The 23,271-nt window shown below is 40.4% G+C and carries 21 protein-coding genes; 20 read left to right on the forward strand and 1 reads right to left on the reverse strand.

Translation table 11 applies throughout. The features are described 5' to 3' along the window. Window positions 1-80: 80 nt before the first annotated feature. Window positions 81-620, forward strand: a complete 540-nt coding sequence (gerR, locus tag NST65_RS07150) for a sporulation-specific transcriptional regulator GerR (RefSeq protein WP_034281678.1) — start codon at window positions 81-83, stop codon at window positions 618-620. Window positions 621-666: 46 nt separating this feature from the next. Here the strand turns inward: gerR and NST65_RS07155 are convergent, their stop codons facing one another. Continuing rightward, window positions 667-1,146 carry an N-acetyltransferase gene (locus NST65_RS07155; RefSeq protein WP_007499784.1) on the reverse strand — a complete coding sequence of 160 codons (480 nt, stop codon included), beginning with the start codon at window positions 1,144-1,146 and terminating at the stop codon, window positions 667-669. Window positions 1,147-1,356: 210 nt separating this feature from the next. Between NST65_RS07155 and NST65_RS07160 the strand changes: the two genes are divergently transcribed. From NST65_RS07160 to ftsZ, 19 genes are all read left to right on the forward strand, one after another. Beyond that, entirely contained in the window at window positions 1,357-2,256 is a 900-nt protein-coding gene (locus NST65_RS07160) for a 2-dehydropantoate 2-reductase (RefSeq protein ID WP_034281680.1), read from the forward strand. A gap of 65 nt (window positions 2,257-2,321) precedes the next feature. Continuing rightward, window positions 2,322-3,941 carry a bacillithiol biosynthesis cysteine-adding enzyme BshC gene (bshC, locus tag NST65_RS07165; RefSeq protein ID WP_034281681.1) on the forward strand — a complete coding sequence of 540 codons (1,620 nt, stop codon included), beginning with the start codon at window positions 2,322-2,324 and terminating at the stop codon, window positions 3,939-3,941. Window positions 3,942-4,069: 128 nt separating this feature from the next. Continuing rightward, window positions 4,070-4,501 (forward strand): division/cell wall cluster transcriptional repressor MraZ, encoded by a 432-nt coding sequence (mraZ, locus tag NST65_RS07170; protein WP_003211163.1) that lies wholly within the window; start codon window positions 4,070-4,072, stop codon window positions 4,499-4,501. Between the two features lie 66 nt (window positions 4,502-4,567). Next, window positions 4,568-5,500, forward strand: a complete 933-nt coding sequence (rsmH, locus tag NST65_RS07175; protein WP_034281682.1) for a 16S rRNA (cytosine(1402)-N(4))-methyltransferase RsmH — start codon at window positions 4,568-4,570, stop codon at window positions 5,498-5,500. Window positions 5,501-5,537: 37 nt separating this feature from the next. After that, entirely contained in the window at window positions 5,538-5,885 is a 348-nt protein-coding gene (ftsL, locus tag NST65_RS07180; protein WP_024424265.1) for a cell division protein FtsL, read from the forward strand. Between the two features lie 7 nt (window positions 5,886-5,892). Then, window positions 5,893-8,043: a penicillin-binding protein gene (locus NST65_RS07185; RefSeq protein ID WP_034281955.1), complete on the forward strand. Its 2,151-nt coding sequence runs from the start codon at window positions 5,893-5,895 to the stop codon at window positions 8,041-8,043. 128 nt (window positions 8,044-8,171) lie between these two features. Next, the gene (locus NST65_RS07190; protein WP_111927331.1) at window positions 8,172-10,091 is read left to right on the forward strand and encodes a stage V sporulation protein D; all 1,920 of its coding nucleotides are present in this window, start codon (window positions 8,172-8,174) and stop codon (window positions 10,089-10,091) included. A gap of 211 nt (window positions 10,092-10,302) precedes the next feature. Continuing rightward, entirely contained in the window at window positions 10,303-11,778 is a 1,476-nt protein-coding gene (locus tag NST65_RS07195; RefSeq protein WP_034281683.1) for a UDP-N-acetylmuramoyl-L-alanyl-D-glutamate--2,6-diaminopimelate ligase, read from the forward strand. Between the two features lie 135 nt (window positions 11,779-11,913). Beyond that, window positions 11,914-12,888 carry a phospho-N-acetylmuramoyl-pentapeptide-transferase gene (mraY, locus tag NST65_RS07200; protein ID WP_003211854.1) on the forward strand — a complete coding sequence of 325 codons (975 nt, stop codon included), beginning with the start codon at window positions 11,914-11,916 and terminating at the stop codon, window positions 12,886-12,888. Further along, on the forward strand, window positions 12,889-14,244 hold the full coding sequence (gene murD, locus NST65_RS07205; RefSeq protein WP_080701193.1) for a UDP-N-acetylmuramoyl-L-alanine--D-glutamate ligase: 1,356 nt from the start codon (window positions 12,889-12,891) through the stop codon (window positions 14,242-14,244). A gap of 59 nt (window positions 14,245-14,303) precedes the next feature. After that, a complete protein-coding gene (spoVE, locus tag NST65_RS07210; protein WP_024424259.1) occupies window positions 14,304-15,404 on the forward strand; it encodes a stage V sporulation protein E in 1,101 nt (366 codons plus the stop codon). 197 nt (window positions 15,405-15,601) lie between these two features. Next, entirely contained in the window at window positions 15,602-16,696 is a 1,095-nt protein-coding gene (gene murG / locus NST65_RS07215) for an undecaprenyldiphospho-muramoylpentapeptide beta-N-acetylglucosaminyltransferase (protein WP_046310860.1), read from the forward strand. Window positions 16,697-16,727: 31 nt separating this feature from the next. Then, complete coding sequence (gene murB, locus NST65_RS07220) at window positions 16,728-17,639, forward strand: UDP-N-acetylmuramate dehydrogenase (RefSeq protein ID WP_034281685.1); 912 nt, start codon at window positions 16,728-16,730, stop codon at window positions 17,637-17,639. A gap of 125 nt (window positions 17,640-17,764) precedes the next feature. Beyond that, a complete protein-coding gene (locus NST65_RS07225) occupies window positions 17,765-18,544 on the forward strand; it encodes a cell division protein FtsQ/DivIB (protein ID WP_061109806.1) in 780 nt (259 codons plus the stop codon). Then, the gene (locus NST65_RS07230) at window positions 18,541-19,230 is read left to right on the forward strand and encodes a DUF881 domain-containing protein (protein WP_034281688.1); all 690 of its coding nucleotides are present in this window, start codon (window positions 18,541-18,543) and stop codon (window positions 19,228-19,230) included. The genes NST65_RS07225 and NST65_RS07230 overlap by 4 nt, the downstream gene beginning before the upstream one ends. A 20-nt stretch (window positions 19,231-19,250) precedes the next feature. Beyond that, window positions 19,251-19,976 (forward strand): DUF881 domain-containing protein, encoded by a 726-nt coding sequence (locus tag NST65_RS07235; RefSeq protein WP_034281689.1) that lies wholly within the window; start codon window positions 19,251-19,253, stop codon window positions 19,974-19,976. Beyond that, entirely contained in the window at window positions 19,976-20,344 is a 369-nt protein-coding gene (locus NST65_RS07240) for a small basic family protein (protein WP_003210988.1), read from the forward strand. The genes NST65_RS07235 and NST65_RS07240 overlap by 1 nt, the downstream gene beginning before the upstream one ends. Before the next feature lie 159 nt (window positions 20,345-20,503). Next, the gene (gene ftsA, locus NST65_RS07245; protein ID WP_034281692.1) at window positions 20,504-21,826 is read left to right on the forward strand and encodes a cell division protein FtsA; all 1,323 of its coding nucleotides are present in this window, start codon (window positions 20,504-20,506) and stop codon (window positions 21,824-21,826) included. Window positions 21,827-21,859: 33 nt separating this feature from the next. After that, the gene (ftsZ, locus tag NST65_RS07250; protein ID WP_024426931.1) at window positions 21,860-23,005 is read left to right on the forward strand and encodes a cell division protein FtsZ; all 1,146 of its coding nucleotides are present in this window, start codon (window positions 21,860-21,862) and stop codon (window positions 23,003-23,005) included. The last annotated feature ends 266 nt before the right edge of the window (window positions 23,006-23,271 follow it).

A 23,271-nucleotide genomic window follows, 5' to 3' on the forward strand; every position in this document is an offset into this window, starting at 1 on the left:
TAGGTTTCTCTCCTGCAAATAGTCTATCTACTCTAGTAAGCGCATATGATGTGGTATTCAGATTCAGGGGGGATGATCAATTGACGATTACAAGGCAGGACGCATGGACACAAGATGAAGATTTACTTTTAGCAGAAGTCGTCTTAAGGCATATTCGAGATGGAGGAACGCAGCTTTCCGCATTTGAGGAAGTCGGGAAAGCATTGTCAAGAACAGCGGCAGCATGTGGATTCAGATGGAACTCATACGTCAGAAAACAATATCAGGCAGGCATTGAGCTGGCGAAAAAACAGCGGAAAGAACTGCGTAAAAAGATTGGAATTCATTCCTCGGGTTTACCGCAAAATACGCTAACCATAGAAGAGAAGGCATCTTCAGATCAGGCTGAATTGACCTTGCGAGAAGTGATTCAGTTTTTAGAGAAGCTTGAAAAAGAACCGGCTGGCTCAGCTTATTTACGCGAAGAACTGGCGGACACGCAGCATCAACTGAAGTCGCTCACAGAAGAAAATGAACATTTGAAGCGGCAATTAAAAATGACAGAAGAAGACTACCGGGCACTTATTGGGATTGTTGAAAGAGTCAAACAGAATATCAACTTAAAAGAATATGCTAAATAAGAAAACGCCCCTCACAGAGAAAGGAGGGGCGTTTTGCCATCAGTGATTAAGCGGATTCACCTGTATTCTTTTGAATATGGGCAGGTTCCCAGATGAGTGGATTTTCACCTTTGTCGCGTTCCATATCATATTTTACCGCTTCAAAGCCCATTTTATCCCAAAAACCAGCAGATTTGACGCGTGGATTGGTCCGGATTGGCAGTCCGAAAGATTTGGCGAAATCAACAAGTGCCTCGCCGTACCCTTTACGCTGATACCCAGGAAGCACTTCCAGCTTCCACAGCTCTAAATAATCATGATTGTGGTCAAAATACGTTGTCGTCGAGCCGTCCACTTGATAAAGGCTCATACGTGCAACCAGCTTATCTCCAAAATAAATCCCGTAAAATGGAGAGTTGCTGTCATTTTCAATCATATTACTTTCAAGGTCTTCAAGCATGGATAGTTCTTGTATGCCATATTCCTTAAATTGTTTAAATTCCTCTAAAGTTTTGTAATTGATTAGAAGTCGTTTTACTTGTGTCATATGATCTTCCCCCTTACACACATAATGTTGACAGTGATGTCGTTGAAGGCGTTTTCATCCCATCCGCCTCAAAAAGTTTTTACACTTATTATTATAGTTTTTAAATTAAAAAAATTCAATCGCGGCGCGCCATCTGCTTTTTGCATCGCGGCTTGAAACTGTTAAAATGGTTGATATGATGAAGTAAACAGAAAAAGGGAAGTGCGGCAGTTGAACATTGGAATCATTGGCGGCGGTGCGATTGGTCTGCTTTGTGCCAGTTATTTATCACAGCATCATGACATCACTGTTTTGACAAGAAGAAAAGAACAAGCAGAGAAGATTCGAACATCAGGTATTAAGCGAACGGTAAAAGGAGACACATTCCTGGCGTCTGCGGAGGCAAGGGCAGGGATTACAGGAGTATTTGATCTGCTGATTGTGACGGTGAAATATCACCAGCTGCAAGAGGTGCTTGATGAACTATCCACATTACCTCGTCAACGAATCTTATTTTTACAAAATGGCATGGCCCACTTATTAGATTTAGAAAACTGGGACACGCCGCATTCGATATATATCGGTGTTGTAGAGCACGGGGCGATGAAGGTATCAGATCATGCAGTAAACCATACAGGGATTGGTGTCATCAAGTGGGGGGCTTTTCATCCTGAGGATGCAGCTGATGTGAGAAATGCTTTGAATGAAACGCCGGCCCAATTTCAGATGATTTATACGGATGAATGGAAAAAAGTGCTGGAGGAAAAACTGCTGGTCAATGTCTGTATTAACCCGCTCACGGCTTTATTGCATGTGAAAAATGGAGAATTGATCGCAACTCCTGCATATGAATACATGATGAAATGTGCATTTGAGGAAGCATTGTCCATTCTAGGTCTGGCTGAAAAAGAGCGGCTCTGGTCACACGTCGTTTCCATTTGTAAGAAAACGGCCGCCAATCAATCGTCAATGCTTCAAGATATCGTCAAAGGCCGTGAAACCGAAAGAAAAGCCATCGTTGGCTATCTTTTAAAAAAGGCTCAAGCTCAAGAAATTCTGGCGCCACATCTTACTTTCTTCAATCGAAGCTTGGAAGTATTGGAAAAAAAGCAAACAAAATCTTTTGAGTGAGCTCATTTACATGCTATACTTTTTTCGGGAAACTAACTATTTATTGAAGAAAGGAAGTTCTAAACATGCAATTGACTGAACTTTCCATCCGAAGTCAGAATTTATTCATACGTGATTATATAGAAGAAAAAAAAGAGATGACTGCTTTTTTTGATTATGATATACATTCTGAGCACACATGGAAAAAAAGATACGACGATCTCATGGAAATGAGCTTCCCGCGCGAGGCTTTAGCGGATTATATGAGCGCATACCACGCAAAGTTTGAATCGACAGCGATGCGTCAGAACATTGAAAAGATCCGTGATGAACGGAGTGTCATGGTGGTTGGAGGACAGCAGGCAGGCCTACTGACAGGACCGCTTTATACCATACATAAAATCATATCCATTATTCAGTTCGCAAAAGAAAAAGAATCAGTGCTTGGCGTTCCTGTGATTCCAGTCTTTTGGGTAGCAGGTGAGGATCATGACGTAGATGAAATTAATTTTGTCTACACATCTGGCGAAAAAGGTCCAGTCAAGCAAAAGCTGCCATTACATAACGTCAAAAAAACTGCTGCCAAAAGAACACCTCTGCATCAAGAAAAAACAGAGAAATGGCTCCGCGATGTGTTTTCAACATATGAAGAATCTGCGTATACAAATGACTTGCTTGATCAGCTTCTTCGATGTTTACGCAAATCACAAACATTTACGGATTTCTTTGAATGGATTGTATGCGACCTTTTTGAAGAAGATGGACTGCTTCTATTTAATTCAGGAGACTTAGGCGTCAAACCACTTGAGCGTACGTTATTCAAGCATATTGTTGAGACAAATGATGCGGTCACAGCTCGTTTGAATGAAACGCAGGCTGCCATGAAACGAGCGGGATATCAGCCTATCATAGAAGCTGGTGACAATCAGGCGAACCTGTTTTACGAATATGATGAAGAGCGTTTCCTTATTGAAAAAGAAAACGGCCAGTTTTCTATATCAGAAGTGGGGCTTACGTGGACAAAAGAAGAGCTTTTGCAGGAAATTGAGGAGCACCCAGAACGGTTCAGCAACAATGTGGTGACGCGTCCCTTAATGCAGGAAACCCTTCTCCCAACACTTGCTTTTATGGCAGGCCACGGTGAAGTCAACTATTGGGGAGAACTGAAAGGAATTTTTGAGCATTTTGAATTAAAGATGGCACCCGTTCTTCCAAGACTGCACGTGACCATTCTTGAAAGGCACATCGATAAGAAGCTGCCGGTCAGAGAACTTTCTCTTGAAGAAGTGCTCACAAACGGAGTAAAAGAAAAGAAAGAGGCTCACTTTGAGCAAAGCCTTCCAGACAGCTTTGTTCAAGCCGTTGATCAGGCGAAACGTGAATTAGCGAATGTTCATGGCGTACTGAGGCAAGAAGCACTGGAGGTTGAACCAAACTTCGAACAGCTGCTAGATAAAAATGCCAAATTTATCGAAGACCAGCTTCAATTTGTTTATCAAAAGGTGGCGCAGCGTGTGGAAGAGAAGGAAGGATATATCCTTCGAGATTTTGAACGGATTGAAAACAGCTTAAAACCATTAGATGCCCCGCAAGAAAGAATTTGGAATATCATGTACTTTTTAAACAAATATGGTCCAGAATTCTTCAAAACGTTCAAAAATCTGCCATTTTCATTTCAAAACAAGCAGCAAATTGTCAAACTTTGAAATAAAGTTTTAATGAACCCTGACTAGTTCAGGGTTTTTTTTTATGTAGAAACAGTGTAAAATAAGTTTTGTGGAGAGAAGTGGTGGATAGTGGAGAGTAAGGGTGAGAAAGTGGGGCTCTGATTATCATGTTCATGGGTGAATACCAACATACGATTGATACAAAAGGGCGCATGATCATCCCTGCTAAATTTAGAGACGGTCTCGGAGAACAGTTTGTGCTGACGAGAGGGCTTGATCAATGTTTATTTGGCTACCCTATGAGTGAGTGGAAACTAATCGAAGAGAAACTCAAAGCACTGCCGCTAACGAAAAAAGATGCACGTGCGTTTACCCGGTTCTTCTTCTCTGGCGCAGTTGAATGCGATCTGGACAAGCAGGGGCGTATTAACATCGCATCAAACCTACTCCAATATGCAAAACTCGAAAAAGAATGTGTGGTCATCGGCGTTTCAAATCGAATTGAGTTGTGGAGTAAGTCGATCTGGGAACAATATACAGAAGAGCAAGAAGATTCTTTTGCTGAAATTGCTGAAAACATGATTGGATTTGATATATAATAATCCCTTGTGCAGCAAGCTTTCTACACATTCATTTCTATTTGAAAAAGGTGGGACCATAACATCATGTTCCAACATGAGACAGTATTATTAAAAGAAACAGTTGACGGTTTAAACGTCAAAGAAGACGGTACATATGTAGACTGCACGCTAGGCGGAGCAGGTCATAGCTCATATTTACTATCTCAACTATCAGAAAAAGGTACATTGATTGGATTTGACCAAGACGATGCTGCACTGGATCATGCACGAGAGAAGCTCGCGGATTCTAAAGCGAACATTCTTTTCATAAAAAGCAACTTCCGATATTTAAAAGAACGTCTGAATGAACAAGGTATTACAAGCGTAGACGGTGTGATTTTTGACCTTGGGGTTTCATCTCCTCAGCTCGACACACCAGAGAGAGGCTTTAGTTATCACCATGATGCACCTCTTGACATGCGAATGGATCAAACAGCCGCATTGTCGGCAAAACAAGTGGTGAATGAATGGCCATTTGAAGATCTAGTTCGGATTTTCTACAAATATGGGGAAGAAAAATTCAGCAAGCAAATCGCACGCAAAATTGAAGAAGCTAGAAAAAAAGGACCAATTGAAACTACAGGTGAGCTTGTCGACATTATCAAAGAAGGAATTCCCGCACCTGCAAGACGAACTGGCGGACATCCAGCAAAAAGAGTGTTTCAAGCGATCCGAATTGCCGTAAATGATGAATTGAAAGTTTTTGAAGAAGCACTAGAACAAGCAATAGAGTTACTCAATCCGAAGGGGAGAATTTCTGTCATTACATTCCATTCACTTGAAGACCGGATTTGTAAAAGTACATTTAAAGAAATGTCTTCTCTTCCAGAACTTCCGCACGGACTACCAGTGATTCCAGAAGGACTTGAACCAAAGCTGAAGCTGATCACGAGAAAACCAATCGTTGCATCAGAACAAGAGCTGGAACATAACAACCGTGCCCGTTCAGCGAAGCTCCGAATTGCAGAAAAAAAGTAAAACGACACCATAGATGATGATAAAAAGGAGGTTTCTTATGAGTAATTTGGCTTACCAAAGAGAAGTAAAACAATATCAAACAGAGCAGCAAGGCCAATCGGTTGTTATTAAAAGAAGAGGTTCTATCACACTTGGTGAAAAAATCTTACTTGTCATGTTTGTCATGGCTCTTATGTGCAGCTCCATTCTCATCATTTCTAAAGCCTTTGCTGTCTATCACGCTAATATTGAAGTCCAGAAATTAGAACAGCAAGTATCTTTAGAATCGAAGAAGATCACTGAGCTTCAAAAAGAAAAAGACTTGCTGAGTGAACCGGAGAGAGTCATTGATACTGCGAAAAAAGCAGGCTTAAGCATTTCGAAAGATGTTAAGAAGGTCGATTAAGATGGCGATGCCTAAAAAGAATAAAATGATGAACAGAGGCGCGGCAATTGCGAGTATTTGCTTCGCCCTGTTTTTCTTTATCATCCTTGCACGTTTTATCTATATTCAGATTACAGGAACGGTCGATGGCCAAGTGTTAGCCGCAAAGGCAAATGAACAATATCAATCGAAGAAAACACTTGAAGCCAAAAGAGGGTCTATTTTAGACCGAAATGGAAATGTGATTGCAGAGGATACGTCTGTTTATAAGCTCATTGCGGTCATGAGCAAGAAAATGACAGTCGACCCAAAGCACCCGATGCATGTCGTCGACAAAGAAAAGACAGCAAAAGAGCTGTCAAAAGTCATTGATATGAGTGAAAGCGAAATTTTAAAGCGTCTGAATACTAAAGGTGCGTTCCAAGTGGAGTTTGGTAAAGCTGGGAAAGACATCAGTTTTTCAACAAAGGAAAAAATTGAAAAGCTAAAGCTTCCAGGGATCGCATTTGAAAAAGACACGAAGCGATATTATCCAAACGGCATGTTTGCGTCGAATCTGATCGGTTATGCAAGATTAGATGAGGCAACGAAGGACATGTCAGGCGCGATGGGACTTGAGAAGGCGCTGAACAAATTTTTAAAAGAAAAAGACGGCTATGTGACATATAACAGTGACAGAAGCGGATGGGCTCTTCCAAATAGTAAAGAAGACATTGTCGCTCCGAAGGATGGGAAAAATGTCACGCTGACCATCGATCAAAAAATCCAGGCGTTCCTTGAAGAAAGTATGACGCAGGTTGCCAAAAAATATAAACCGAAGAAAATCATTGCCACAGTCGTTGACCCAAAAACGGGAAAGGTGCTCGCGATGGGACAGCGGCCAAGCTTTAATTTAAATGAATTAGACATTACGAATTATAACAATGATGTCATTTCATATGCGTTTGAACCAGGTTCAACGATGAAAATCTTCACACTTGCTGCAGCAATCCAAGAAGGGGTCTACCAAGGCAATGATAAATATCAATCTGGTACTTATAAAGTAGGAGGAGGCCTTGTAAGAGACCACAACAATGGAAATGGCTGGGGAAAAATTGACTTTCATGAAGGTGTTCTCCGTTCGTCTAACGTAGCTTTTGCAAAGCTGGCAAAAGAAAAACTAGGCTTCACGCGCTACGAACAATATTTGCAGAAGTTCCATTTCTATGACAAAACAGGTATTGACTTGCCGAACGAAGCGTCTAGTAAAATCAATTACAGATACGAATATGACAAAGCATCGACGGCTTACGGTCAAGCGTCTGCCATTACACCGATTCAACAAATAGAAGCAGCGACAGCGATAGCAAACGGCGGAACGATGATGAAGCCATATGTCATTGATCATATTACAGACCCGAACACAAACAAAACAATTTTACAGCACGAACCAACAGTAGCTGGAAAGCCAATTTCCTCTGATACAGCAAAGCAAGTCCGTGACATTTTAGGTGAGGTGGTTTCCTCGAAGATTGGAACAGGCCAGCCTTACCAAATCAAAGGATTTGACGTTGCTGGGAAAACAGGAACAGGACAAATTGGCGGTGCCGGCGGTTATCTCAAAGGAAGAAACGATTACGTCTTTTCATTTATGGGAATGGCGCCAAAAGATGATCCGAAGCTGCTCGTTTATGTAGCTGTACAGCAGCCGCAGCTGTCTGACACAGAAACTGGCTCTGCCCCAGTTGCACAAATTTTTAACCCAGTGATGAAAAATAGTCTGCTATATTTAAATATTGCACCAACAAAAACAGACGATAAAAAATCAGGCGAACAAAAAGTGAAGCAAGAAACAATGCCTTCATTCTTAGATTTAGAAGTGAAGCAGGCGGAAACAGAAGCCAAAAACAAAAACTTAACGCCTGTTGTCATCGGCGACGGCCTCTCCATTAAACGACAGTGGCCAAGTGCAGGCTCTGAATTCTCTGAAAGCCAGAAAGTTTTCTTGAAAACAGCAGGAAAAACGATAAAAATGCCTGATATGACAGGCTGGTCGAGACGGGAAGTCCTTCAATATGCATCCATTTCCGGTGTGCATATCGAAACAAAGGGACAAGGATATGCTGTCAAACAAAGTGTGAAAAGAGGATCGGAGATTTCAGATGAAGTCGTCACTGTGACATTTAAAAGTCCGAATTAACTGCAAAACCTAGCAAACCACTTGCTAGGTTTTTTCTTTTGCCGAGCGGGATAGACGAGACGTTCTACATAAGGACGGGCCTGCATATGATGGAAACAAGCCATATGTATGTAAGGAGTGAACCAGGCGTGCGAGTATCAAGTGTAACAGTGAGAAAACGATTGCTTTTCGTGCTGCTGTTTGGGGTGATCATTTTTTTCATCATAGATACTAGATTAGGATATGTACAGTTTATTATGGGCGAGAAGCTCACAAGCTTAGCAAAAGATTCATGGAGCCGGAACCTCCCGTTCGAACCAGAAAGGGGAGATATTTTGGACCGAAATGGGGTAGAGCTTGCGACGAACAAAAGTGCCCCATCTATATTGGTCGTCCCGCGGCAAATTAAAGATCCGGCAGAAACAAGCAAAAAACTGGCGGCAGTACTGAATATGTCTGAAGAGAAAGCGTACAAGCACGTCACAAAGAAAACATCCATCGAACGAATTTCTCCAGAAGGGAGAAAAGTATCTCATGAAAAAGCAAAAGAAGTCAGAGAGCTTGATTTAGATGGTGTTTATGTTGCAGAAGACAGCATCAGACACTATCCGTTTGGCAGTTTTCTTTCTCATGTGCTGGGCTTCGCTGGAATTGATAATCAAGGGTTACTTGGACTGGAAGCCTATTATGATGATGACCTAAAAGGTGAAAAAGGCTCTGTGAAGTTCTATTCCGATGCAAAAGGGCAGAAAATGCCAGATGAAGCAGATGATTATACACCGCCTAAAGATGGTCTTGATATGAAGTTAACTGTCGATGCGAAGGTGCAAACCATTATAGAACGGGAATTAGACAATGCGCAGGCAAAATATAACCCAGATGGGATGATTGCAATTGCGATGAACCCGAAGAACGGTGAAGTGCTTGGGATGTCGAGCAGACCGGATTTTGATCCAGCGGATTATCAATCAGTTGACTCGAAAGTGTTTAACCGAAATCTACCGGTGTGGAGCACATATGAGCCAGGTTCGACGTTTAAAATTATTACGCTTGCAGCAGCACTAGAAGAGAAAAAAGTCAATTTAAAACGTGATCATTTTTTTGACAGCGGTTCTGTGACAGTTGATGGTGCAAGACTTAGGTGCTGGAAAAAAGGCGGCCACGGATCACAGTCATTTTTAGAAGTGGTTCAAAACTCCTGTAACCCCGGTTTTGTTGAACTAGGCGACCGTCTAGGAAAGGATAAATTATTTTCCTATATTAAAAATTTCGGGTTTGGCCAAAAAACAGGAATCGATCTTCAAGGGGAAGGACGAGGTATTTTGTTCCCGCTGGACCGGGTTGGTCCTGTAGAGCAGGCGACAACTGCCTTTGGTCAAGGTGTATCTGTTACGCCGATACAGCAAGTAGCTGCCGTAGCAGCTGCGGTAAATGGCGGAACACTTTACACGCCGTACATTGCAAAAGAATGGATAGATCCAATCACAAAAGAGGTACTGAAAAAGCAATCACCGATTGCCAAAAAGAAAGTGATTTCAGCAGAAACATCCAAAGAAATCAGATATGCGCTTGAAAGTGTAGTCGCTCAAGGAACTGGCCGAAATGCATTTGTTGAAGGATATCGAGTTGGCGGAAAAACAGGGACAGCACAGAAAGTAAAAGACGGCAAGTACATGGAAAATAACCACATTGTGTCGTTTATCGGGTTTGCGCCTGCTGATGATCCAAGTATCGTTGTATATGTGGCTGTAGATAACCCGAAAGGCACTATTCAATTTGGCGGGACAGTTGCTGCACCAATTGTGGGTCATATTATGCGGGACAGCCTGCCTGAGATGGGTGTGAAAAAAAGAAAAGGACAAATTGAAAAGAAGTACCAGTGGCTGGACACAAAAACCATTGAAGTACCGAATCTTGTAGGGGGATCTGTTTCAGACCTTGAATCCTTACTGATTAACCTTAAGATCGATGCTTCTGGAACGGGCAGTAAAGTGGTGAAGCAATCACCTGCTGCCGGGACAAAGGTCAAGGAAGGCTCCACCATCAGATTATACTTAAACGATGAATAATAAAGAATGAACAGAGGGTAGCCGCACTCATTCGGCTGCCTCTTTTTGTTGAAAGAGAAGGTCTGTTTGAAAAAAAGAGCCTAAAGTGTGTTTTTTCCAAGAGAAACTTAAGGAATACGCTGGATGTATCCTTTTTTTTACGATAAAATATAGACTGTGTGTTTTTTTCACAAGACATGCACGTGAACGAATTTGAGAGGTTTGATATGAAATGAAATTACAAGAACTCCTTACATACTTTAAAAGTGAAAATGACGAATTAATAAACGAAAATCCTGATATCACTTCCATTGAAATGGATTCAAGAGAGGTGAAAAAAGGAAGCCTTTTTGTCTGTATAAAAGGCTATACAGTAGATGGACACGATTATGCTGAAAAAGCGGTGAAAAGCGGGGCTGCAGCGATTGTAGCAGAACACCCTCTTAACATATCAGATGTACCAGTCATTATTGTAAAACACTCTCAAAGAGCTCTTGCAAGAATAGCTGATGCGTTTTACGAGCAGCCAACTCATAAGCTGAATCTCATCGGGATCACAGGAACAAACGGAAAAACTTCGACAACACACATGATTGAACAAATGATGAGAAAAGCTGAAAAGAAAACAGGCTTAATCGGTACAATGTATATGAAGGTGAATGATGACATTCTCGATGTGAAAAACACTACACCTGAAAGTGTCACACTTCAGAAAACCTTTAAACAGATGCTTGACCAAGATGTAGACACAGCCATTATGGAAGTTTCATCACATGCACTGCATCTTGGCAGGGTACATGGATGTGATTATGATATTGCCGTTTTCACAAACCTTTCGCAGGACCATCTTGATTACCACAACACAATGGAAGAATATAAACATGCGAAAAGCTTGCTATTTTCACAGCTTGGCAGTGCCTTTCATCACGATAAGCCAAAGCATGCGATTTTAAATGCAGATGATGACGCTTCGAGTTATTATGAAAAAGTTACAGCTGCTGAAGTCATGACATATGGCTTAGAGCAAAAAGCAGATGTGATGGCAAAGAATATTCAAATCAAACCGAAGGGAACTCAATTTGATTTGATCACTCCAATTGGCACAAAAAATGTGACAGTTGCCCTCATCGGTAAGTTTAATGTGTACAACATCCTAGCAGCTGTATCAGTAGGGATCGTATCTGGCTTAACATTTGAAACGATTGTAAGTGCTATTGAAGAGCTGGAGGGAGTCAAAGGCCGATTTGAACTTGTGAACTGTGATCAAGATTTTCCTGTTATTGTCGATTACGCCCATACACCTGACAGCTTAGAAAATGTCCTGACAACGTGTAGAGAATTAACAGAGGGCAAAATTTTCTGTGTGATAGGCTGCGGCGGTGACCGTGATAAAACAAAGCGTCCTCAAATGGCCCAAATCGCTGTGAAGTATGCAGATGAACCTGTATTTACATCAGACAATCCAAGAAGCGAAGATCCTTCAGCTATTTTAAAGGATATGGAAAATGGGGTGCCAGACGCATATTATCATAGTTTTGTGAATCGCAAACAAGCCATCTTTTTTGCAATTGCCAATGCGAAAAAAGGCGATACAGTCTTAATAGCGGGTAAAGGTCATGAGACATATCAAATCGTCGGCGATCAAGTTTACGATTTTGATGATGCAAAGGTTGCTATGGACGCTATTTTAGATCTAAACAAATCTTAAAATGATGAAAAGAGTGTAATGAAATGAAGCATTTTGTACAAAAACAACATACGAAGAACGTGAATGAATACCTTAATAATGAATGTAATTTTCTGATGGAAAACGGCTTTGGAAATTCGGAAGGAGTAAAGAACGATGCTTGAACAGGTGATATTGTTTACAATCATAATGGGATTTTTAATCAGTGTTCTTTTATCCCCGATTTTTATTCCGTTTTTAAGAAGGCTTAAATTTGGTCAAAGTATTAGAGAAGAAGGACCACAGTCTCACCAAAAGAAATCAGGTACTCCGACAATGGGCGGAATTATGATTATCTTTTCTATTACAATTACAACGATTGTGATGATCAACAAATTTTCTGAGATTAGTCCAGAAATGTTTTTATTGTTATTTGTCACGCTTGGCTACGGTCTATTAGGATTTTTAGATGATTATATTAAAGTAGCGATGAAACGAAACCTAGGTTTAACATCGAAACAGAAATTAATCGGTCAAATTGTGATCGCAGTGATTTTTTATGCAGTCTTCCATTATTATCAGTTTGCAACGACGATTCGCATTCCAGGAACAGATGTCAGCTTTGATTTAGGATGGGCTTACTTTATCCTTGTCGTTTTCATGCTTGTCGGAGGTTCTAATGCCGTGAACTTAACGGATGGACTGGATGGTCTATTATCTGGAACTGCTGCAATTGCCTTCGGAGCCTTTGCTATACTGGCTTGGAATCAATCACAGTACGATGTAGCGATCTTTTCAGTAGCTGTTGCTGGAGCCGTTCTAGGGTTTCTTGTGTTTAACGCGCATCCTGCAAAAGTATTTATGGGTGATACAGGGTCGCTTGCTTTAGGCGGAGCGATTGTAGCGATTGCCATTTTAACAAAGCTTGAAATTTTGCTTGTCATTATTGGAGGAGTATTTGTTGTCGAAACGTTATCTGTTATTCTTCAAGTGATCTCCTTTAAAACAACTGGAAAAAGAATCTTTAAGATGAGTCCGCTTCACCACCACTATGAGTTAGTTGGCTGGTCTGAGTGGAGAGTAGTTGTCACCTTCTGGACAGCTGGTTTATTACTTGCTGTTTTAGGAATTTACATCGAGGTGTGGTTATAATTGAATAAGATGCAAATGTTAAAAAACGAAAATGTACTAGTATTAGGTCTTGCAAAAAGCGGATATGCGGCAGCTTCAATTCTTCATGAGCATGGAGTAAATGTCATAGTAAATGACCAAAAGCCGTTTGAAGAAAATGAACCTGCTCAGCTTCTTTCTGAAAAGGGGATTGATGTCATTTGCGGCAGCCATCCTCTTCGTATGTTCGATGATAAAGAAATTACGATTTTAATTAAAAATCCAGGAATTCCATATGAAAATGTGATGGTTCAAGAGGCGCTTCGCCGCCAAATTCCAGTTTGGACGGAAATAGAATTAGCTTATCATTTAACCTCAGCTCCTTTTATTGGGATTACTGGATCAAATGGAAAAACCACTACCACGACTTTGATTTATGAAATGTTGAAACAAGACCGTCAAAAAACTTTAGTGGCAGGTAATATTGGCACAGTTGCCAGCGAAGTCGCTGCAAAGGCAGCTGGTGATGAGTGGATCGTAACTGAACTCTCTTCTTTTCAGTTAATGGGAACAGTTGAATTCAGACCTAAAATCAGCTTAATATTAAATATTTTTGATGCACATTTAGACTATCACCACACTCGTGATGAATATGAAAAAGCAAAGCAGAAAGTTTACGCACATCAACTGGATGATGACATAGCAGTCATTAACCTCGATGATCCATCAGTCGTAAAACTGGCTGAAGCTTCAAAAGCAAAAAAAGTGTTTTTCTCCGTGAAAGAGCAAGTAGAACATGGTGCGTATATTAAAAATGGTGCGATCTACTACATGAATGAACATATCATCGATTTAAAGGATGTTGTTCTTCCTGGTGAGCATAACCAAGAAAATATTTTGGCAGCTATTTGTGTCGTGAAAAATGCAGGCTGTTCAAATGAAGCAATCGCACACGTTCTCACGACATTTAGTGGAGTGAAGCACCGTCTGCAGTTTGTAGATACAATTCAAAGCAGAAAATTCTATAACGATAGTAAAGCCACCAATATACTGGCAACAAGTAAAGCATTGTCAGCTTTTGAGCAGCCGACTATTTTATTAGCCGGCGGACTTGACCGGGGCAATGAATTTGATGAATTGAAACCTTTTATGAAAAATGTAAAAGGAATTATTACATTTGGTGAGACGGCACCTAAGTTTGTGAAGCTTGGTGAAGAACTGGGAATACATCACGTAAAACATGTCGATAATGTTGAACAAGCAGTACCTGCGGCGTTTAACATTTCTGAAGAAGAAGACGTGATTTTATTATCCCCGGCTTGTGCAAGCTGGGATCAGCATAAAACATTTGAAGAACGTGGAGACATGTTTGTAAACGCCGTGCATATGCTTAAATAAGGGCTTGTCTCTCGTATGACTGACAGCCCAAATGAAATTATGCTTGGGGTGTCGGTCTCTTGACGAATAAGAAAACTTCTCCGGACTTTTTGCTTGTTGTCATTACGTTACTTTTATTGACGATTGGTTTAATTATGGTGTACAGCGCTAGTGCTGTGTGGGCATCGTATAAATTTGATGATTCGTTTTATTTTGCAAAAAGACAGCTTTTGTTTGCCGGAATCGGAGTTATCGCGATGTTTTTCATTATGCGAGTCGATTATTGGACGTGGCGGACTTGGTCAAAGATATTGATTGCTGTTTGTTTTCTCCTTTTGCTGCTTGTACTTATTCCTGGTATCGGTATGGAGAGAAATGGATCAAGAAGCTGGATCGGTGTCGGTGCGTTTAGTATTCAGCCCTCTGAATTTATGAAGCTTGCGATGATTGCGTTTCTTGCAAAATTCTTATCTGAAAAACAAAAAAATATCACATCCTTTCGTAAAGGTTTCGCACCAGCATTAGGCATTGTGTTTTCTGCATTTGCCATCATCATGCTGCAGCCAGATTTGGGAACAGGGACGGTAATGGTTGGAACCTGTATTATTATGATATTTGTTTCAGGTGCGAGAATTGCTCACTTTATATTTCTCGGTCTTTTAGGGCTCAGCGGATTTGCTGCACTAGTCTTATCAGCGCCCTACCGCATAAAACGAATTACATCGTACTTAAATCCTTGGGAAGATCCACTAGGCAGTGGGTTTCAAATTATTCAATCCTTATACGCTGTTGGTCCAGGCGGTTTGTTCGGGATGGGTCTCGGTCAAAGTAGACAAAAATTCTTTTATTTACCTGAGCCTCAAACAGACTTCATCTTTGCAATATTGTCTGAAGAACTTGGCTTTATAGGAGGATCACTCATTTTGCTGCTCTTTAGTGTTCTATTATGGAGAGGCATACGAATAGCACTTGGAGCTCCAGACTTATATGGAAGTTTCCTAGCAGTTGGCATTATTTCAATGGTTGCCATTCAAGTGATGATTAATATCGCAGTTGTTACTGGACTTATCCCTGTGACAGGTATCACGCTCCCATTCCTAAGTTATGGCGGCTCATCACTGACATTAATGCTGATGGCCATTGGCGTACTCTTGAATGTAAGCAGGTACGCTAGATATTAATGCTGCTAGTTCATGAAACCATGATGACATTTATTTTGCAAAAGTACAAAAAAATGATTTGAAGAGTGAAAAAGACAGCTTTAGTATCCGAAAACATGTTTTTTACCTCTTCTTTACAGGTTTTAACGGAGCCCTGTTGTTTAAAACAGGGTTTATACTTTGTTCAGAGCAGAAAAAAATTGAGGGGAAATGGTATAATGCGTATAGTAATCAGTGGAGGCGGAACAGGCGGACATATTTATCCGGCCTTAGCTTTTATTAAAGAAGTGAAAAGACTGCATCCTGATGTAGAATTTTTATATATTGGTACTGAAAATGGACTTGAAAAGAAAATTGTAGAAAGAGAAAATATCCCTTTCAAGTCCATAGAAATTTCAGGTTTTAAAAGAAAGCTTTCCTTTGATAATGTAAAAACGGTGATGAGGTTTCTAAAAGGCGTTCAAAAAAGCAAATCTTACTTAAAGGAATTTAAGCCAGATGCGGTCATTGGAACAGGTGGTTATGTGTGCGGCCCTGTTGTTTATGCAGCTTCTAAGCTGAAAATTCCGACCATTATTCACGAACAGAACAGCCTGCCTGGTATCACAAATAAGTTTTTAGCAAGGTATGTTGATAAGGTAGCCATCTGTTTTGAAGAAGCAAAGGCACATTTTCCATCTGAAAAGGTTGTATTTACGGGAAACCCTAGAGCCTCTGAAGTCGTCTCTATAAAAGAGGGGAAATCTCTGAAGGAGTTTGGGCTGGATGAAAAGAAAAAAACGGTTCTTATTTTTGGCGGGAGCCGGGGGGCTGCGCCGATTAATAGAGCAGTTATTGACATGCAAGATGAATTAAAGGCTAAGAACTATCAGCTTTTATATATCACAGGTGAGGTTCATTATGAAAAAGTGCTGAACGAACTAAAGGAAAAAGGTGCAGCACCTAATATGATTACAAAGCCTTTCTTGCATCAAATGCCGGAGTACTTGAAATCGATTGATGTGATTGTTGCAAGAGCGGGAGCCACAACGATTGCTGAAGTGACAGCCCTTGGAATTCCAACTATTTTTATTCCAAGTCCATACGTGACGGCAAATCACCAGGAAATCAATGCAAGATCACTAGAAAAGCATGACGCTGCAATCGTTTTAAGAGAATCAGAGCTTTCTGGAGAGAGCCTCCTTCATGCCATTGATGAAATTGCTGGTCATGAAGAAAAATTAAACGAAATGAGCCGTTTAACAAAAGAACTCGGAGTACCAGATGCGGCTGGACGTTTATATAATGTATTAAAAGAAATTACGACTACATGATGGAATGATATTAGGTAAGGCGGAGGGTAATATGGAGAACTTGAAGAATGAATTATTAGAAGCGCAAGTCGGTAAAGTGCTTGAAAATGAGCCGCTTGCAAATCATACGACAATGAAAATAGGCGGGCCGGCTGATCTATTGATCGTTCCTAAAGATATTGATGCAGTTAAAACGATCATGGATCAGATAAAAAAACACCATGCGGACTGGACGGTTATTGGAAGAGGATCAAATTTACTCGTACTTGATAAAGGAATACGCGGTGTCGTCCTGAAGTTAGGCGCTGGACTTGATCACTTAACTGTAAATGGTGAAGAAATTACAGTTGGCGGCGGCTATTCTGTTGTAAGGCTTGCAACGTCTCTTAGTAAGCAGGGTCTTTCAGGGCTGGAATTTGCAGCTGGTATTCCAGGGTCTATTGGCGGCGCTGTTTATATGAACGCAGGTGCGCACGGATCTGATATCAGTAAGATTCTTGTGAAAGCGAGAATCTTATTTGAAGATGGAAGCATCGAATGGCTAACAAATGAGCAGATGAACTTTAGCTACAGAACGTCTGTCCTTCAAAAGGAACGACCAGGCATTGTTCTCGAGGCCGTGTTTAAGTTAAAACAGGATGATCGCGAGAAAATCACAAAGAAAATGCAGCAAAATAAAGACTATCGCAAGGAAACACAGCCTTATAATCGACCATGTGCGGGAAGTATTTTTCGAAATCCGCTGCCTGAATATGCAGGACAGCTTGTAGAAAAAGCGAATTTAAAAGGGTACCAAATTGGCGGAGCAAGAATCTCTGACATGCATGGAAACTTTATTGTGAACGCTGGCGGGGCTACTGCTCAAGACGTGCTGGACTTAATTCAGTACATCCAAAAGAAAATTAAAGATGACTACAATGTAGATATGCATACAGAAGTAGAAATTATCGGTGAAGCAAATTAAAAGCAAGTTTTATGAATGATGGCATCACAGGAAAACAAACGGCATGAAGAATGCCGTTTGTTTTCTCATCAAAATGATGACCCAAAGGTGTGGACAAGCAGCTTTGAATGGGGTGAAGAATATATATGCGGCCTGATCATGAAAATGAAAAGATCGTCAATATAGAAGAACGGATTCCTAAAATTAAAGAACAAAGGAAGCAGAAAGCGAATCGGAGACTAATCTCTTTTATTCTACTGTTTTTTATCATGGTTTTAATCATTATTTATTTGCAGACACCAATCAGTAAAATTTCTTCTTTAACTATTACGGGTAACGAGCATGTCCCTACAAAACAGCTTGTGAAACTTTCCCAGATTAAAGAAGGCGAAACAGAGTTTTGGAATTTAAATAAAGATTTAACAGCAGATCATATTAAACAAAACAAACTGATTAAAAGTGTCAGTATTAAAAAACATTTTCCAAATAAGGTTAGTATTGCTGTCAAAGAATATGCCAATATTGCTTATCTTCAAAAGGGAAATCTATACTATGAGCTTCTTGAAAATGGGACAGTATTGCCAGAAGAAGTCACACCAAGTCATGCAGGACCTATTTTTGTTGATTGGGACAATAAAGAGAAGCTGAAGCAAACGGTTAGAACTTTAAATCAGCTGCCAGCCTCTATTCAGGAACTCATCTCAGAAATATATTATGTGCCGACAAGCTCAAACCAGTGGCTCGTTAAATTTTATATGAATGACGGGAACACCGTGATTGCATCAATTAAAACATTCGCTGATAAAATGAAAACCTATCCTGCCATTGTAAAAGAACTTTCGCCATCTGAAAAAGGCACAATCCATATGGAAGTCGCGACGTATTTTGAAGCGTTTAAATCTAAGAAAAAGGAAGATGAACGTTGAGAGGCAAAACAGTTATATTCTCAATTGTAATGCTTGTTCTTGGTTTTCTGATTTCTTTTTCATACCAATATACAAAGCAGCATCAGGCAGATGTCATCCGAACAGAGCAATGGAAAAAAGAATATTCCTTGAAAAGTCAGCTGACAAAGCAAGAAAAGGCGAATCAGAAACTTGAAAAAGAATTATATAGCCTACAATCACAGGTTCAAGCCACTGAGGCCAATTTGAAAAATGAAAAAGAGCAGTATTTTAATGTATTGGAAGATGTTGAGAAATACAGGATGTTTACAGGAGAGATCGGTGTAAAAGGAAAAGGGGTAAAAGTATCCCTTGAAGATGCATCTTATATCCCGAGTGGACAAAATGTCAATAATTACATTGTTCATGAGAGCCATATTTTTCATGTGATAAACGAACTGTTTATATCAGGGGCCTCTGCTGTATCTATTAATGGACAGAGAATTACGCACCAATCGTACATACATTGTAACGGCCCAGTTGTCACAGTTGACGGGGTTCAGCATCCAGCGCCATTTGTTATTTCTGCTATTGGTGATCCGGCTGTGCTAATACCTGCATTAAATATTGCAGGAGGAGTAGTCGATCAGCTGACAAGTGATCACATTTCGATGACGATTGAAAAAAAGGATATTCGTATGAATCCTCTTTTAAAACACAAAGATTAAAAGTGAAAAGGTGAGTGGTGTTGAGGAAAAAGAAGCCTTTACTTAGTTTGACAGCCTTAATGGTGATATTCGGCATCATGGTCTCCATCCAATTTAATTCATTGCAAAAGCCCAAAGTTCGTGATACTCGCGATGTGTGGGAGCTAAGAGAGGATTTATCTGCATCTAAAAGTAAAGAATTGGATTTACTGAAAGAAATTGATAAATACGATGAAATGCTGAAAAAGTATGGTCATCAAGGAGATCAATCAAAAGAAGCACAACTGACAAAAACATTAAAAGATTTAAAAGAAAAGGCTGGTTTTACAGAAGTGACAGGGGAAGGAATTGAAGTTGACATCTCTCAGCTTTTCTCCAAGGAACTGACCGGGGAAGAAGTGAAAAATATCCCACCTGATCTTCTGAAAAAGTTAATCAACGAAGCCAATATGTATGGGGCAAAACATATTTCCATTAATGACCACCGTGTGATTAATACAAGTGTGATTCGAGATATTAATGGCACGACGAAAATGGATGGCTACAGCTTAGATGGTGATGAAGTGACCATCAAGATGATCAGCGACCAGGCCGACAAATTATACAGCCGTTTAAATGTATCAGATATTGGTGATTTGTTTGCTCAGGAAAATTTCGGCTTAAGTATTAGCCAGCCGAAGCAGCAAATTCAATTAAAAGCATATGACGGTGCGATTCAGTTAAACGAGTTGAAGCCTCTTGACGATGTAAAGGAGGGAAAATCTTAATGTGGCTTCCTGTACTTGGCTTAATCATAGGAGTTGCGATCGGTTTCTTAACAAATTTTACGATACCGAATGAGTATTCTAATTATCTTTCCCTCGCTGTACTTGCTGCGCTTGATACATTGATTGGTGGAATCAGGGCACATCTGCAAGGGGCATACGATGAACTAGTGTTTGTATCAGGCTTTTTCTTTAATATTATACTTGCAATAAGTTTAGCTTTTCTGGGCGTCCATCTTGGTGTAGACTTGTATTTAGTCGGAATGTTTGCTTTCGGCGTTAGATTGTTTCAAAATATAGCAGTTATTCGAAGAATTCTACTAACAAAATGGACAATTTCTAGAGAAAAAAAGAAAAAAAGTGAGTCATAAAAAAGGATATACATATGATGTAACGAATATTTTCAGTAATCCTAATAAAAAATGTTGATTTTTTAAGTTTTGTTACACACTTGTAAAAACACATTCATTGTATTGTTGTTCAGCAAATAATAGAATAGAAAGTATTGATATGTGAGGAGGTGCCATAGAATGAACAACAATGAAATTTACGTCAGCCTTGACATCGGTACATCCAATATAAAAGTCATCGTCGGAGAAATGGCGGATGATTCGCTTAACATTATAGGTGTTGGAAATGTCCCTTCAGAAGGGTTAAAAAAAGGATCGATTGTTGATATAGATGAGACAGTTCATTCTATTAGACAAGCATTTGAACAGGCTGAAAGAATGGTAGGTTTTCCTTTACAAAAGGCGATTGTCGGAATTAACGGAAACCACATTCATATTCAGAACACGAGCGGCGTGGTCGCAGTATCTAGTGAAAACAAAGAAATACATGCTGAAGATGTGAGACGTGTCTTAGATGCTGCACAGGTAGTATCTATTCCTCAAGAACATCTCGTCGTAGACGTCATCCCGAGACAATTTATCGTCGACGGAAGAGATGAGATTACTGATCCGAAAAAAATGCTTGGTGTTCGGCTAGAGGTGGATGGAACGTTAATTACAGGTTCTAAGACGATTCTACATAACTGGCTCCGATGTGTAGAAAGAGCTGGAATTGAAATTATGGATATTTGCTTGCAGCCGCTCGCATCGGGCTCAGCAGCATTATCGAAAGATGAAAAAAATCTAGGGGTAGCTCTCGTCGATATTGGCGGCGGATCTACAACGATTTCCGTATTTGAAAACGGGCATCTCTATTCTACTCACAGTATCCCTTTGGGCGGAGAGAACATTACAAAAGATTTGTCTATAGGACTTAGAACTTCTACTGAAGAAGCTGAACGAATCAAAAAACAATTTGGACATGCGTTTTATGATGAGGCATCGTCTGAGGAAACATTTGAAGTTTCTGTCATCGGTACCGATCAGAAACAGACGTATACACAGCTTGAAGCGGCTAATATCATCGAGGCGCGGCTGGAAGAAATCTTGCTCTTTGTGGCAGAGGAATTAAGAAATATGGGTGTCCATGATTTGCCTGGAGGATTCGTTTTAACAGGTGGACAGGCAGCTATACCAGGTATCCTTTCTCTTGCACAAACGGTCTTGCAAAACAATGTTAGAATTGCAAGTCCGAATTATATTGGGGTGAGAGAACCTCAGTATATGACAGGAGTGGGTCTGATCCACTTTGCTTATCGCAATGCAAAGATTCAGGGCAGACAGGTTGGATTCCAAATGCCGGATGAGGCGTTTCATGAAGTAGGCGCGTCCATGGAGCCGGTTTCTTCTGCACCACAAGTGAAAGAAGCGCAGCCAAGACCGAAAGTAAAACAAAAAGCACAAGAAGAGACAAATAAAAAACCGGGCAAAATGAAAAAACTATTTAATATGTTCTGGGAATAGAATTAGATTTTCGACGGATTAGGAGGATTCAGCATGTTGGAGTTTGAAACAAATATAGACGGCCTAGCATCAATTAAAGTAATCGGAGTAGGTGGAGGCGGAAATAACGCTGTCAACCGAATGATCGAAAATGACGTACAAGGTGTCGATTTCATTGCAGTCAACACAGATGCACAGGCGTTAAATCTATCAAAAGCAGAAACGAAAATGCAAATCGGTGCTAAGCTGACAAGAGGGCTTGGAGCAGGTGCGAATCCTGAAGTCGGTAAAAAAGCTGCTGAGGAAAGCAAAGAACAGATTGAAGAAGTATTAAAAGGCGCAGACATGGTCTTTGTTACTGCTGGTATGGGCGGTGGAACTGGTACGGGTGCTGCACCTGTCATTGCAAAAATCGCAAAAGATTCTGGTGCATTGACAGTTGGAGTCGTGACTCGTCCTTTCACATTTGAAGGAAGAAAGCGTCAGCTTCAAGCAGTCGAAGGAATTGCTTCTATGAAGGAAGCAGTTGACACATTAATTGTGATTCCAAATGATCGCTTGCTTGAAATTGTTGATAAAAACACGCCAATGCTTGAAGCATTCCGTGCAGCAGATAACGTACTACGACAAGGTGTTCAAGGGATCTCAGATCTTATTGCTACACCAGGTTTAATCAACCTTGACTTTGCTGACGTGAAAACGATCATGTCCAATAAAGGTTCTGCTCTTATGGGTATCGGTGTTGCGACTGGTGAAAATCGTGCCGCTGAAGCTGCGAAGAAAGCTATTTCTTCACCACTTCTGGAAACGGCAATCGACGGTGCACAAGGTGTCATCATGAATATTACTGGTGGTACGAACCTAAGTCTTTATGAGGTACAAGAAGCAGCGGACATTGTGGCTTCTGCATCTGATGAAGATGTAAACATGATTTTCGGTTCTGTCATTAATGATAACTTGAAGGATGAAATTGTGGTAACCGTGATCGCAACGGGATTTATTGAGCAAGAGCCAGAGGTGTCAAAACCACAAAGAAATCCATTAGGGCAAGGATTAAAGCAAAATCAATCCATTCCTCAAAAACGTGAAGTCAAGCGTGAGGAACATCAGCAGTCATCATCTCAGCCGAGACAAAATACACAATCAAGCGATGATACGCTGGATATCCCAACGTTCTTGCGCAATCGTAATAAACGCTAATCGAGTATCACTCATCCCCTTCCACCGGAAGGGGATTTTTTCATGTCCAATATATAAAGAAACCTGTATCACTCCTAATCAAAAAGTCTTAAATCTGTCTGGGCTACTTTATTCAACATATGTATTTCGACTTAGAGTGATTAAGTAAAAAGAATCATTTTTAAATCCTATTACAAAAAGCGACAAAATGATGAACTTTATTTGACTACATTAAATAGAACACCATGAATCTTGTCATGAACAAAGGAAAGGGAGGAGTTAAACCC

This window comes from Bacillus sp. FSL P4-0248 (genome assembly GCF_038593305.1).
GTDB classification, from domain to species: domain Bacteria; phylum Bacillota; class Bacilli; order Bacillales; family Bacillaceae; genus Bacillus; species Bacillus safensis.

Excerpts from the sequence above, each read along its gene's own strand:
- bshC (WP_034281681.1), top strand. The coding sequence starts at position 2,322 with ATGCAATTGACTGAACTTTCCATCCGAAGTCAGAATTTATTCATACGT.
- NST65_RS07155 (WP_007499784.1), bottom strand. The coding sequence starts at position 1,146 with ATGACACAAGTAAAACGACTTCTAATCAATTACAAAACTTTAGAGGAA.
- ftsA (WP_034281692.1), top strand. The coding sequence starts at position 20,504 with ATGAACAACAATGAAATTTACGTCAGCCTTGACATCGGTACATCCAAT.
- mraZ (WP_003211163.1), top strand. The coding sequence starts at position 4,070 with ATGTTCATGGGTGAATACCAACATACGATTGATACAAAAGGGCGCATG.
- NST65_RS07195 (WP_034281683.1), top strand. The coding sequence starts at position 10,303 with ATGAAATTACAAGAACTCCTTACATACTTTAAAAGTGAAAATGACGAA.
- ftsZ (WP_024426931.1), top strand. The coding sequence starts at position 21,860 with ATGTTGGAGTTTGAAACAAATATAGACGGCCTAGCATCAATTAAAGTA.
- mraY (WP_003211854.1), top strand. The coding sequence starts at position 11,914 with ATGCTTGAACAGGTGATATTGTTTACAATCATAATGGGATTTTTAATC.
- ftsL (WP_024424265.1), top strand. The coding sequence starts at position 5,538 with ATGAGTAATTTGGCTTACCAAAGAGAAGTAAAACAATATCAAACAGAG.
- NST65_RS07185 (WP_034281955.1), top strand. The coding sequence starts at position 5,893 with ATGCCTAAAAAGAATAAAATGATGAACAGAGGCGCGGCAATTGCGAGT.
- NST65_RS07225 (WP_061109806.1), top strand. The coding sequence starts at position 17,765 with ATGCGGCCTGATCATGAAAATGAAAAGATCGTCAATATAGAAGAACGG.
- murB (WP_034281685.1), top strand. The coding sequence starts at position 16,728 with ATGGAGAACTTGAAGAATGAATTATTAGAAGCGCAAGTCGGTAAAGTG.
- NST65_RS07240 (WP_003210988.1), top strand. The coding sequence starts at position 19,976 with ATGTGGCTTCCTGTACTTGGCTTAATCATAGGAGTTGCGATCGGTTTC.
- rsmH (WP_034281682.1), top strand. The coding sequence starts at position 4,568 with ATGTTCCAACATGAGACAGTATTATTAAAAGAAACAGTTGACGGTTTA.
- murG (WP_046310860.1), top strand. The coding sequence starts at position 15,602 with ATGCGTATAGTAATCAGTGGAGGCGGAACAGGCGGACATATTTATCCG.